This window comes from Aminobacter sp. Y103A (assembly GCF_030294925.1).
GTDB lineage: Bacteria > Pseudomonadota > Alphaproteobacteria > Rhizobiales > Rhizobiaceae > Aminobacter > Aminobacter ciceronei.
Map to the genome: position 1 here is coordinate 3192893 of NZ_AP017986.1, position 13094 is coordinate 3205986.

Sequence of the window (13094 nt, forward strand, 5' to 3'; positions counted from 1 at the left end):
TCACTTCGCTTCGATCTTGGTCAGGCCACCCATGTAAGGCAGCAGCGCTTCAGGAATCGTTACGCTGCCATCCTCGTTCTGGTAATTCTCGATGACGGCGATCAGCGCGCGGCCGACGGCAACGCCCGAACCATTGAGCGTGTGCACGAAACGCGTGCCCTTCTCTTCCTTCGGACGGTAGCGGGCATCCATGCGGCGCGCCTGGAAGTCGCCGCAGACCGAGCAGGACGAGATTTCACGATAGGTGTTCTGGCCGGGAAGCCAGACCTCGATGTCGTGTGTCTTGCGCGCGCCGAAGCCCATGTCACCGGTGCACAGAACCATGGTGCGGAACGGCAGGCCGAGGCGCTTCAGCACCTCTTCAGCGCATTCGGTCATGCGGTCGTGTTCGGCCAGCGCACTGTCGGCGTCCGTGATCGAGACCAGCTCGACCTTGTAGAACTGGTGCTGGCGCAGCATGCCACGCGTGTCGCGACCGGCAGAGCCTGCTTCCGAACGGAAGCACGGTGTCAACGCCGTCATGCGCAGCGGCAGCTGCTCGTTGGCCACGATTTCCTCGCGCACCAGATTGGTCAGCGGCACCTCGGCGGTCGGGATCAGGCCGAGCCGGCTCTCGCCATGCGGCACGAAGAACAGGTCTTCCTCGAACTTGGGCAGCTGGTTGGTGCCGAACAGCACCTCGTCACGCACCAGAAGCGGCGGCTGCACTTCGGTGTAGCCGTGTTCCGACGTGTGCAGGTCGAGCATGAACTGACCGAGGGCGCGTTCGAGCCGGGCCAGCTGGCCCTTGAGCACGGTGAAGCGCGCCCCGGACAGCTTCGCGGCGCGCTCGAAATCCATCAGGCCGAGCGCCTCGCCGATCTCGAAATGCTCCTTCACCCAGTTCGGGCGCGGCAACACCTTGCCGACGGTGCGCAGCACGACATTGCCGGTTTCGTCCTTGCCGACGGGCACGTCTTCGAGCGGCACGTTGGGGATCACGGCCAAGGCTGCGTCGAGCGCCTTGTCGAGCTCACGCTCGCGGCCTTCGCCGTCCTGGATGAAACCCTTGATCTCGGCGACTTCGGCTTTCAGCTTCTCGGCAAGGGCGGAATCACCATTGCGCATGGCGTTGCCGATCTCTTTCGAGGCGGCGTTGCGGCGCTCCTGCGCTTCCTGCAACTTCGAGACATGGGCGCGCCGCGCCTCGTCCTTTGCGATCAGGTCCTCGACCGTCGACTTTGCCGCATCCGCCGACTGACTGCGCTTCATCAGCGCTTCGATCAGAGCTTCAGGGTTCTCGCGAATCCATTTGATATCAAGCATTTAAAAGTTTCCGGTCGCGGCAGTTGTCGAACAACCGCGCCGGCGGATCGGGCTGTCAGCCGGCCTTGTCGGCGCTGCCTGTGCCTTCGAGCGAAGTGGATGCTGCTTGCGATTGCGGGGCCGCGGCACTGTCGTCCGCATCCTGCTTTTCGCGCGCCACACGTTCCTGTTCGCGCTTCTTTTCGATCATCCGGGCGGTCCAGATGGAAATCTCGTAAAGAAGGATCGTGGGAAGGGCAAGGCCGATCTGGCTTACCGGATCGGGTGGGGTGAGCACTGCCGCAACGACGAAAGCGATGACGATCGCCCATTTGCGCTTCTCGGCCAGCCCTTGCGAACTGACCATTCCGACCCGCGCCATCAGTGTCGTCACGACGGGCAGTTGGAACACCAGGCCGAAGGAGAAGATCAGCGTCATGATCAGGCTGAGATATTCCGACACCTTGGGCAGCAGAGAAATCTGCACCTGGTCGTCGGTGCCGGCCTGCTGCATGGCGAGGAAGAACCACATCACCATCGGCGTGAAGAAGAAATAGACCAGCGACGCGCCCATCAGGAAAAGCACCGGCGAAGCGATCAGGAACGGCAGGAAGGCCGCGCGCTCGTTCTTGTAGAGGCCGGGTGCGACGAACTTGTAGATCTGCGAGGCAATGACAGGGAATGCAATCACCAGGCCGCCGAACATGGCGAGCTTGATCTGCGTGAAGAAGAATTCCTGCGGCGCGGTGTAGATCAGCTCGACCTTGTGCGGATCGAGCCCGGCCCAGTTGGTCGCCCATTTGAACGGGATGACCAGCAGGTTGAACAGCTGCTTGGCAAAGAAGAAGCAGACAAGGAAGGCGATGAAGAAACCGCCGATGGACCACATCAGCCGGGTGCGCAATTCGACCAGATGTTCGATCAGCGGCGCCGAGGACTTCTCGATTTCGTCGTCTTCGGCGCTCACGAGGCTTTTCCTGCTTTGGTCGTCTTGGCGGTCTTTTTGGGCGCAACAGCCTTGGCCGATGCTGCCTTGGCTACCGGCGCCTTAGCCGGAGCGGACTTGGCCACGGGTGCCTTGGTCGTTGCTACCGAAGCCTGGGCTTTTGCGGCAAGCTTGGGCGCGGCAACAGCTTTAGCCGCGGCCTTGGGCTTGGTCGCTGCCTTCGGCTCTTCGGCTTTGGCTGCAACCGCTGGCGCAGGAACAGGCGTGGCCTTGACCTCGGCGGCCGGAAACACCGGTGATGTGGCAGGCATCGCGTCCGGCCCGGCAACGCCTGGCATGACGGTTGCGCCATTCTTCAGCGGTTCGGCCGGATGCGTTGCGTCCACGGCAGGATCAGCCGACGGCGCCGGCTGTGACGGCTTCATCGCCGCGTCGAGGCCGGCACGCACATCGGAAGCCGCCTGCTCGAAAGGATTGAGCTGCTTCCTGATCTGCTGCGCGGGGTTGAGACCGCGCAGTTCGTCGACCGACTTCTTGACGTCGTCGAGCTCGGCTTCCTTCAGCGCCTCATTGAACTGGCGCTGAAAATCGCCCGCCATGGAACGAGCCTTGGCCGTCATCCGCCCCATTGTGCGGAGCATCTTGGGCAAATCCTTGGGGCCGACGACCACGATCATGACGACCGCGATCACCAGCATTTCGGTCCAGCCGATTTCAAACATGTCGGTGCGATCCGGCTAGCAAGAGACGATGGTCAGCTCTTGCTGGCCTTTTCCTTGGTCGAGTTCACGGTCTCATCATTGCGGTGCTCGACCGTCTTGGAGTCATCGGCTTCGTCGTCCGACATACCCTTCTTGAAGCTCTTGATGCCCTTGGCCATGTCGCCCATCAGTTCCGGGATCTTGCCACGACCAAACAGCAGCAGCACGACGACCAGAACGATCAGCCAGTGCCAGATTGAAAACGAACCCATTGAACTCTCTCTTGAACAGTTTCCCTGCGATTGATCTAGGCTCTTTCGCTTCCGGATTCAAACACTAGAACATCCGCTTTCCGAAGCGACAGCCATATATCACGTGCTTTTGCGGACAAAGCGCCGCAGCGTATGCGCGCCCGCACCGGCGTCTCGGCGCCCGGCACCGCGAGTTCAAGCAGTTCGACGACGCCTAGATAGCGCCTGGAAATGATGCGGGCCTGCGTTTCGCCGGTGTCCTCGCTGACGTCGATGCCGGTCAGGCGCACGGCGACAAGCACGTCCGCGCCGTCTGAAACGGCTGTTTCGACCTCGCCCACCGGGGTCGCGGCATAACCGTCCAGAACAGTGGCTGGAAAGACGTTGAGCTCGGAAAAGAAGCCGGCGACGAACAGGTTTGCCGGCTTGAGGTAGAGGTCTTCCGCCCTGCCCGTCTGTACCAGCTTGCCGTCCTTCAACAGCGCGATGCGGTCGCCCATGCGCATCGCTTCTTCGGCATCGTGGGTAACGACGATGGCAGTCGCCCGGCTTTCGCGCAGGATCGCCAGGGTTTCGGCGCGCACCGAATCCTTGAGGCGCGAATCAAGCCCGGAGAACGGCTCGTCCATCAACAGGACCGCCGGTCGCGGCGCCAACGCGCGAGCTAGAGCCACGCGCTGCTGTTCGCCGCCCGACAATGCATGCGGATAGTTGTCGGCGTAATGTTCGAGCCCGACGCGGGCGAGCGCGATCAGCGCTTCCCTCCTGGCCTCCTCGCGCGACAGCGCGGTCAGCCCGAAGCGGACGTTGTCGAGGATGGTCAGATGCGGAAACAGCGCAAAATCCTGGAACACCAGGCCGATAGAGCGCTGTTCCGGCGGCAGGAACACCTGAGGACCAGCGATTTCCTTGCCGTTCAGCAGTACGCGCCCGGAGGTCTGCGCCTCGATGCCGGCGGCAATCCGGAGCAGCGTCGTCTTGCCTGAGCCCGACGGCCCTAGAAGGCACAGCACCTCGCCCGGCTCGGCGGCAAGACTGACCTCGCGCAGCGTCTCCGAGCCATTGCCGAAGGAATGGCGAATGTCCTCAAAAGCCAACCGCGCGGCGAAGGTCACGCCCGCAGTGACACGCGCTGCCGTCTGGGTTTGATTTGTCGTCACAGGATCGACCTCCTGCTGCCGGTTCCACACCGGCGCGGGTCAATCATCTGTGGCGCGGGGTGTCAACAGGCCGAGCTCTTCCAGGTCGATGTCGGTGAGCGGGTCCTCGTCGTCGGTGAGCAGGTCAGGATCGGACGGCGGCAGCGGCACCGAGAAGCCGGGCGGCATGCGCGACGACAACAGCCCTGCCCCCTTCAGCTCTTCCATGCCGGGCAGATCGCGGATCTCCTCCAGGCCGAAATGATCGAGGAACTTGTCGGTCGTGCCATAGGTCACCGGCCGGCCCGGCGTCTTGCGCCGGCCGCGCATGCGCACCCATTCGGTTTCCATCAGGGTGTCGAGCGTGCCCTTCGAGGTCTCGACGCCGCGGATATCCTCGATCTCGGCGCGGGTCACAGGCTGATGGTAGGCGATGACCGACAGCACTTCGAGGGCGGCGCGCGACAGCTTCTTCTGCTGGATGGTGTCGCGGCTCATCAGGAAGGCAAGATCGCCGGCAGTACGGAACGCCCAGGAATCGGCAACCTTGACCAGATTGACGCCGCGCCGCTCGTAGATGCGCTGCAACTCGGCCATGGCGGCGGGAACGTCGATGCCTTCCGGCAAGCGCGCGACAAGCTGCCGTTCGCTCACCGGCTCGGCGCTGGCGAAAACGATGGCTTCCGCCATGCGCGCGGCCTCGGCCAGATGCAGCCGTGCCGCCGGGTTGCGCTCGACAGTCTCCTCGTCCTCGTCGTCGAGGGCAAACGGGGCGACATTTGATCCTTCGGTCATGACGCACCTTCGGTCTGCGGGGCCGCGGCCTGGCGTTCGCGCAGGTAGATCGGCGCAAACGGCTCGTGCTGACGGATTTCGACGGTCCCGTCGCGGACCATTTCCAGGCTGGCGGCAAACGAGCTGGCGATCGCCGTTGCACGCTCTTCGGGGCTGGTCATGTAGCGGATCAGGAAATGATCGAGCGCAGTCCAGTCCTTCAGTTCGCCGACCATGCGGGTCAGGATCTCGCGTGCTGCCTTCAGCGACCAGACACCGCGCTTGGCGATCTGCACATTGGTAATCGCCTGCCTTTGGCGCTGGCCGGCATAGGCGCTCAAGAGATCGAATAACGAGGCCGAGTACTCGTTGCGCTTGTCGATGATGACCAGTTCGGGGGCGCCGCGCTGAAAGACATCGCGACCGAGCCGGTTGCGGTTGACCAGCCGAGAGGCGGCATCGCGCATCGCTTCCAGGCGCTTCAGGCGGAATTGCAGCACGGCGGCCAGCTCTTCACCGCTCTCGCCCTCGTCGCCCGGCAACTTGGGGATCAAAAGCTTGGACTTGAGGAAGGCGAGCCATGCCGCCATGACCAGATAGTCGGCGGCGAGCTCCAGCCTCAGGGCCCGCGCCTGCGAGACGAAGGTCAGGTACTGCTCGACGAGGGCCAGGATGGAAATGCGCGACAGATCGACACGCTGGCTGCGCGCCAGGTGCAGCAGAAGATCGAGCGGGCCTTCGAAGCCGGCGACGTCAACGACCAGCGACGGATCGTCAGTCATGCGGTCGTCAGCGTTCTCCGCCCACAGACGGTCCATCGGTGCTGGCTTTTGCGCCTTGCTTTCCAATGCTTCCGCCAATTCCGTGCCTTCTCCTTGAGAGGCTATGCAACTGCCTCGAAAGTGTGTCCGAATTCCGCCTGCTGCACGGTTTCAGCGCGGGCATGCAACTTGCCGGCGATTTTGCAGTGAAGGACAAGATCGGCATCCGCCGCAAGGATTGCCGCGGTCTTTGCCCGGTAATCCCCAGAAAGCCGCGTCCCCAACGTGTCAGGCGGTGATTCGGTCATGCCAAGAGCTTAGCGCCTTTTGACCTGACATAGAATCGTGCGCATCGTCAGGGCCTGAAAACGAAAACGGCGCAGCCAGGCTGCGCCGTTTTCCGATTTGGGTGTGGCTCGCTTACTTCGAGACGAAGCAGTTGCCGCCGGCGGCCTTGTAGCTTTCGCACAGGCTGACCGCATCGTTGCGGGTGCCGGCAGGTACGCGAACACGCCAGAACGTGCCCTTGCCGGCGATGTCGGCCTTGACGATGCTGACTTCGCGGCCGTTCAGCACGCTGCCGTAGCGGCGGGCGAGATCGGCATAGGTCGACTTCGCGGCGGCTTCGCTCGGCTGCGAGGCGATCTGCATGGCCCAGGCGCCGGATGCTGCAGCCGTCGTCGGGGCCGACGGCGCGATAGCTGCCACCTGGTCAGGCTTGACCTCGCCAACGACATCGACCGGCTGCTCGGACGGGCGCTGTGGCGCGATCGGAGCGGTTGACGGGGTGTTGGCCGACTGCGCAGGCTTGGCGACAGGCGCCAGCGCCGACTGTGCCGGGACGGTGCCGGTGGCTTCACTTGCCGGCTCGGCAACGCGCTGCGGTGCCGGATCGGTCGGCTCGGTTGCGGCAACAACGGCCGGGGCCGGTTCTTCGCGCGGCACCAGCGTGCCATCAGGCCTCACCACCATGGTGCGGACCTTGCGCGGAGCAACAGCAGCCGTCTCGGTGCTGGCGTCGGGCTGATCGGCTTGTGGCACTTGCGCGACACGCTCTTCCGACTTCGCGGTCGGTTCAGCGGCGACATCGTCTCCGTTGAGCGGCAGGTTTTCGGGCATGTTCGCCTCGGCTTCCTGTGCCGCGAGATCGACCGGCTCTTCAGCGTTGGTAACAAGCTTGTCCTGGGCCGGAGCACCATTGGTCGAGCCGCCTGCGACGCGGTCATAAACCTTGCTGTCCTGGTTCGGCACGGTTGCGCCGCCCGGATTTTCCGGCTTGATCTTGATCGGGCTCTCGTCGGCCTTGACGATGACGGGGGCGCCTGCCCCCTCGCCGCCGCCGAACGACAGTGCAAAGGCGCCAATGCCGCCGACAACCGCGACCGCACCGACGATTGCGGCGATCATCATGCCGCGACGTGCCGGACGGGCTGCCGGCGAACCGGGCAGCGTTTCCATCGCTTCGTCGAAATCAGGATCGTAGTCGAACTCGTCGGCCTGGGCCTGCTGGCGCGGCGCGTTGGGCTGGCTCTGCTGCATGCCGCCGAGGTCGAAGCCACCCAGGCGGTCATCGGCCTGCTGGCGGCCGGCATACATCGCTGCGGCACCGGCTGCGGCCGCACCTGCCAGTTCGATCGGCTGCGATGCATCGCCATCGCGCAGCGTCTTGCGATCGAAGCCGTCGGCATAGGGATTCGATGCATAGTTCGACGACGCGGCAGGCTTGGTAACCTCCGGTGCATTCATCTCGTTCATCAGGTTCGAGAATTCACCGTCGAGATCGTCATAGGCAGGAGCCGGGGGGGCGTCATCCTCGAACGACAATTCAGGGATGTCGAGGTCGTCGGCGAGCGCGACGGCCTTTTCCGGCACATCGACGGTCTCGATATCGGGCGCATCATCGAAGGACGAAACGGCGGCGAAAAGCTCGGCTTCCAGATCATCGACCTCGGGCTCAGCTGGCGCATATGCCTCTGGTTCGGCCTGCGGTGCATAAGCTTCGGGCGCATAGGCAACGGGTTCAGCCTGCGGCTCATAAGTCGGCGCGACCGGCACATAGGCGTCCGGCTGCTGGATTGCTTCCGGCTGGTAGCTCGACTGGGCTGCTACAACAGGAGCTGCTGCGCGCGGGGCAACCGGCGTGCCGAGGCCCCAGCTGCGGGCCTGCTCGTAGCGTGAGGCCGCAAGCGGACGCATCGGCGCTGCGGCAGCAGCGGCTGCTGCGACGGCGACTGCCGGCGCTGCAACTTCCGCCACCTCGGCCACGGCACTGCGCTCGAGCGCCATGTCGAAGGCGTCGTCATCAAAGCTGACGTCGATGTCGGCCTGGTGATCGTAGCTCGGCTCGGAATAGCCAGCATCGGCCTGGACGGGAGCCTCGGCGGCCACGAATTCCTCGACCTGCGCGTCGTAGGACGGCGCATAGTCGGTGTCGTCATAAGCCTGGGCCGGCTCTTCGGCAGGCTGCTCGGGCGCCCACAGCGAGCTTGCGAAGGTCGGCTCGGGCTCAACAGCAACCGGTTCGACGACGCGAAGCGGCGTCGGCTCGGACAGCGCCTTGGCCTGGCTGCTCATATTGCCAAGCAGTGCGTTCAGCTCGTCCTCGAGGCTGGTGTCTTCGACTGTGGCCACCGGGGCCGCGACTTGGGCGACCTCGAGCTCCTGGATCGGCGCCTCGACCACCGACTCGACGGCTGGCGCTTCATAAGCGACCGCAGGCTCATAGGCGGGCTCTTCGTCACGCAGCGCCTCCTGCAGGCGGCGTTCGAACTCGTCATAGTGCTCGGCCTGCGCGACAGGTGCTGCAACCGCCTGCGGCTCCTCGACCAGATCGGCATGCGAGAACGCGATTTCCGGCTCGGCCGTCTGGTATTCGCCCAGTGTCAGCTGATCGTCAGCGACGGCTTCAACAGCATAGTTGTCATCGTCAACAGCCGCGAAATCCATGTCGACATCGGCAAGGGCGACGTCAAACTCGGCATCGAGATCGACTTCGGTCGAAGTCGAATAAGAAACCGGCGCAGCGACCTGCTCGGCAGGCTCATCGGCCACCAGCAGTTCGTCCTCCATCGAGAATTCCTGTTCGAAGGACGCAGCAACCGCGTCGTCAAAATCGGGCTCAGGCGTGAAGGACGGTTCGGGCGTGAAAGCGGGCTCAGGAGCGAAAACGGGTTCCGGAGCGAAATTGACTTCAGGCGCCGGCTCATAGGCAGGTGCGGCAGCATAAGCCCGCTCTCCGGGATGAAGCAGCTCATCCTCGAGCGAGAAATCCTCGAAGCTCGCGGCAACGGCATCGTCGAACGACGCGTCGGAGGCGAACTCCGGCTCACGAGCGCGCTCTTCGGTCGGCGCGTAAGGAACCGACGATTCGACGGGCGCGTAGGACGAGGGTTCGTTTGCCTGAACATATGCCGCGGGGGCAACGTGCTCGGGCGCCGCGACGAGATCGTCGCCGGCCAGTTCGCCGAGCAGTTCCTTCTCCAGATCAATGCCGAAGTCGTCGTCGACAGCCGGTTCGATGCGCTCAGCGGGCGCGCCAACATCCTGGCGCACCACTGGCTGGCGCGGGTCGAAACCCATGATCCTCGTCAATTCGGCGAAGGGATCTTCGTCGGCGAAGTCATTCTTGTCTGCGATCTTCAGCTGGGTTCTGTCTGCCATTCTTTTTCCCGAACTCTCGCACTTTTTTCGGACGCAGTGAACGTCGCGTAAGGTTGGCCCTTACCAGCGCAATGTGGGCAAAAGGTGACATTCAGCTCCGGAAAACCTAGCGCATTTCGGTCGGCGCATCCGCTCCGATCAACGCCAGGCCTGACGTCAAAACGTCCGAAACAGCCTGCACCAGCCCGAGTCTGGCATAGGTCAATTCTGGATCGTTAACCTTAACAAACCGTAAGTCATGGTTGTCCGTGCCACGATTCCAGTGTCCGTGGAAGGTGCTTGCGAGGTCGTAGAGATAGAATGCCAGCCTGTGCGGCTCCATCGACTGTGCGGCCTGTTCGATCAGGCGCGGATACTCGGCAAGCTTCTTGATGAGTGCGATTTCGCCTTCGTCCGTCAGCCTTTCGACAGCCCCGATCAGGCCGGCGCGCGCGAACTCTCCTTGGCCGAGCTGCTCCTTTGCCTGCCTGAACACCGAGTGGCAGCGCGCTGATGCGTACTGCACGTAGAACACCGGATTGTCCTTGGACTGCTCGGTGACTTTGGCAAAATCGAAGTCGAGCGGCGCATCGCTCTTGCGGTAGAGCATCATGAAGCGAATCGCGTCGCGACCAACTTCCTCGACGACCTCGCGCAGCGTGATGAACTCCCCTGCCCGCTTGGACATGCGCACCGGCTCGCCGTCGCGGAACAGCTTGACCAGTTGGCACAGCAGCACGTCGAGCTTGACCGCACCGTCGGTGACGGCACGCGCCAGCGCTTCCATGCGCTTGACGTAGCCGCCATGATCGGCGCCAAGCACAAACACCAGCTCCTCGAAGCCGCGGTCGACCTTGTCCTTGAGGTAGGCGACGTCGGCGGCGAAATAGGTGAAGGCGCCGTCCGACTTGACCAGGGCGCGATCCATGTCGTCACCGACCTCGGTCGAGCGGAACAAAGTCTGCTCGCGGTCTTCCCAGTCGTCAGGCTTCTCGCCCTTGGGCGGCGGCAGCTTGCCCTTGTAGACATGGCCCTTCAGTGTCAGGTCGCTGATCGCGGAGCGGATCGCCTTGGCGTTGTCGGCATGCAGTGTGCGCTCGGAGAAGAACACCTCGTGGCGAACGTTGAGCAGCGCCAGATCCTCGCGGATCATCACCATCATCGCATCGATGGTGCGATCCTTGATCAGCGCCAGCGCCTCCTCATCCGGCTTCTGCAGCAGATCGCGGCCGAATTCCTTGGCCAGCGCCTGGCCGACCGGCACAAGGTAGTCGCCGGGGTAGAGGCCGGCAGGGATCTCGCCGATCTGCTCGCCGAGGGCTTCGCGATAGCGCAGCATTACCGAGCGGCCGAGCACGTCGATCTGCACGCCGGCGTCGTTGATGTAATATTCCTTGGTCACGTCGTAGCCGGCAAAGCCGAGGATGTTGGCCAGCGCATCACCGACAACCGCGCCACGACAATGGCCGACATGCATCGGCCCGGTCGGATTGGCCGAGACGTATTCGACGTTGACGCGCTTCTTCTTGCCGAAGCCGGAGCGGCCGTAGTCGGTGCCGCGCGAAAGCAGGTCAGCCAGGTGCTTCTGCCAGAAGCTGTCGTGGAGCTTGAGATTGACGAAGCCCGGGCCGGCAACCTCTGCCTTGGCGACGTCGGCATCCTTGGACAGCTCCGCCACAAGGCGTTCAGCCAGCGCGCGCGGGTTCTGCCCGGTCGGCTTGGCCAGCACCATCGCCGCATTCGTCGCCAGATCGCCATGGGTCGCATCGCGCGGCGGCTCGACGGCAATGCGCGTCAGATCGAGCGCGCCGCCCTCTTTCGGAGTCAAATCAAGCGCTTCGACGGCTTTGGTAATCCGCTCGCTGAAATCGGCGAAAATGTTCATTTCTGGGCTTTCGTAGGACGCTTCGACGTCACTTTTGACGTGACATTCCACTGAATGATGATTTCGCCCGGCCTAAACCAAATCGGGCGTATGGTCAAACAAGCGTCGGTGCTCCTTGACCGCATAGGTGTCGGTCATGCCAGCCAGGAAATCGGCGACGGCGCGTGCCTTGATGCGATCCTCGGCCCTGTCGAGCCCCTCACGCCAGCCCTCGGGCATGGCGCGGGGATCAGCGTAATAGGCGTCGAACAGGTCGCGCACGATGCGGTCGGCGTTGGCGCGCACCCGCATCACCTCGGAGTGCCGGTACATGTTGCGGTAGAGAAAAGCCTTCAGCTCCTTCTCCGAAGCCGTCATCTCGCCCGAAAAGGTCACCATGACCTCGCCCGCGTTCCTCACCTCATCGGCGCTTTGCGGTGCCAGGCGCGCGATCCTTGCGGTCGCGGTGGAGATGACGTCCTCGACGAACATGGTGATCTGGCGCCGCATCAGTTCGTGACCGGTGCGCATTGGGTCGAGCGCGGGATAACGCTCGCGCACGCCGCGCAGGATCGCGGCCGGCAGTGGCACGTCGTCAAGCATTTCGAGGGTCAGCAGCCCTGCCCTCAGCCCGTCATCGATGTCATGGGTGTTGTAGGCGATGTCGTCGGCGATCGCGGCACACTGCGCCTCCAGGCTGGCAAAGCGGTCGAGCTCGAGGTCATGCAACTCGGAATAGTCGCGGATCGCCTGCGGCACGGGGCCCTTCAGCCCCTTGCCGGTGGCGTCGGTCAGCGGGCCGTTGTGCTTGACCAGCCCCTCCAGCGTCTCCCAGGTCAGGTTGAGACCGTCGAACTCGGCGTAACGGCTCTCCAGCCGTGTCACCACGCGCAGCGACTGGGCGTTGTGGTCAAAGCCACCCCAGGCCGCCATCTTGTCGTTCAGCGCGTCCTCGCCGGTGTGGCCGAACGGCGTGTGGCCGAAATCGTGGACCAGCGCGATCGCCTCGGCGAGATCCTCGTCGCAGCGCAGCGCACGCGCCAGGGCGCGGGCTATCTGCGCCACCTCGATCGTGTGCGTCAGCCGGGTGCGGAAATGATCGCCTTCATGGGCAACGAACACCTGAGTCTTGTGCTTGAGGCGACGAAAGGCCGTCGAATGGATGATGCGGTCGCGGTCGCGCTGGAACGGCGTGCGTGTCGGGCTTTCAACCTCGTCGAACAGGCGGCCGCGCGAGGCCGCGGGATCGCAGGCATAGGCCGCGCGCGGCCGGTAGCCGAAGCCGATATCGCCAAGTTGCCGTTCGCCTGCCATACTCCCCACCTGTTGACTTGCCCCAGGTGGCTTCATACCTATCATAAGAAACTGAAAGCAAGGTGACGCCAATGGGCGCTGATGCCAAGACCGCCATGAAGGTCGACATGACCGAAGCCGCAGCGAAGCGGATAGCCAAGATCGTCGCCGGCGATCCGGGCAAGATCGCGTTGCGCATCTCGGTCGAAGGCGGCGGCTGCTCCGGTTTTTCCTACAAGTTCGACCTCGTCGAAGGCCGCAACGACGACGACGTCGCCATCGAACGCGATGGTGCGACGCTGCTCGTTGACGACCTGTCGCTCGTCTATATGGGCGGCTCGGTCGTCGATTTCGTCGACGACCTGATGGGCCAGTCGTTCCAGATCAAGAACCCCAACGCGGTCGCCGGCTGCGGCTGCGGCACCAGCTTCTCCATCTAGTC

General features: G+C 63.6%; 12 protein-coding genes. 1 reads left to right on the top strand and 11 read right to left on the bottom strand.

The annotated features are described in order from the left end of the window. The 11 genes from serS to Amn_RS15675 all read right to left on the bottom strand — a co-directional run bounded on the left by serS (position 1) and on the right by Amn_RS15675 (position 12673). A complete protein-coding gene (gene serS, locus Amn_RS15625; protein ID WP_286290274.1) occupies positions 1-1305 on the bottom strand; it encodes a serine--tRNA ligase in 1305 nt (434 codons plus the stop codon). A 55-nt stretch (positions 1306-1360) separates the two neighbouring features. Beyond that, on the bottom strand, positions 1361-2251 hold the full coding sequence (tatC, locus tag Amn_RS15630) for a twin-arginine translocase subunit TatC (protein WP_067961623.1): 891 nt from the start codon (positions 2249-2251) through the stop codon (positions 1361-1363). Further along, positions 2248-2952 (bottom strand): Sec-independent protein translocase protein TatB, encoded by a 705-nt coding sequence (gene tatB / locus Amn_RS15635; protein ID WP_067961621.1) that lies wholly within the window; start codon positions 2950-2952, stop codon positions 2248-2250. Before tatB ends, tatC begins: the two co-directional genes overlap by 4 nt. Before the next feature lie 32 nt (positions 2953-2984). Further along, on the bottom strand, positions 2985-3203 hold the full coding sequence (locus Amn_RS15640; protein ID WP_115732237.1) for a twin-arginine translocase TatA/TatE family subunit: 219 nt from the start codon (positions 3201-3203) through the stop codon (positions 2985-2987). 35 nt (positions 3204-3238) lie between these two features. Further along, positions 3239-4342: an ABC transporter ATP-binding protein gene (locus Amn_RS15645; RefSeq protein ID WP_286290279.1), complete on the bottom strand. Its 1104-nt coding sequence runs from the start codon at positions 4340-4342 to the stop codon at positions 3239-3241. A 39-nt stretch (positions 4343-4381) separates the two neighbouring features. Next, complete coding sequence (gene scpB / locus Amn_RS15650; protein WP_286290282.1) at positions 4382-5116, bottom strand: SMC-Scp complex subunit ScpB; 735 nt, start codon at positions 5114-5116, stop codon at positions 4382-4384. Further along, positions 5113-5913, bottom strand: coding sequence for a segregation and condensation protein A (locus Amn_RS15655; RefSeq protein WP_067961616.1), 801 nt, complete (start codon positions 5911-5913; stop codon positions 5113-5115). Before Amn_RS15655 ends, scpB begins: the two co-directional genes overlap by 4 nt. 65 nt (positions 5914-5978) lie before the next feature. Further along, positions 5979-6164, bottom strand: a complete 186-nt coding sequence (locus tag Amn_RS15660; RefSeq protein WP_067961615.1) for a hypothetical protein — start codon at positions 6162-6164, stop codon at positions 5979-5981. A gap of 112 nt (positions 6165-6276) precedes the next feature. Beyond that, positions 6277-9516: an SPOR domain-containing protein gene (locus tag Amn_RS15665; protein ID WP_286290283.1), complete on the bottom strand. Its 3240-nt coding sequence runs from the start codon at positions 9514-9516 to the stop codon at positions 6277-6279. Between the two features lie 106 nt (positions 9517-9622). Continuing rightward, the gene (argS, locus tag Amn_RS15670) at positions 9623-11380 is read right to left on the bottom strand and encodes an arginine--tRNA ligase (RefSeq protein ID WP_286290287.1); all 1758 of its coding nucleotides are present in this window, start codon (positions 11378-11380) and stop codon (positions 9623-9625) included. A gap of 72 nt (positions 11381-11452) precedes the next feature. Beyond that, complete coding sequence (locus tag Amn_RS15675) at positions 11453-12673, bottom strand: deoxyguanosinetriphosphate triphosphohydrolase (protein WP_182574088.1); 1221 nt, start codon at positions 12671-12673, stop codon at positions 11453-11455. Positions 12674-12744: 71 nt separating this feature from the next. Here Amn_RS15675 and erpA point away from each other — a divergent pair, with 71 nt between their 5' ends. Further along, complete coding sequence (gene erpA, locus Amn_RS15680; protein ID WP_067961606.1) at positions 12745-13092, top strand: iron-sulfur cluster insertion protein ErpA; 348 nt, start codon at positions 12745-12747, stop codon at positions 13090-13092. The last annotated feature ends 2 nt before the right edge of the window (positions 13093-13094 follow it).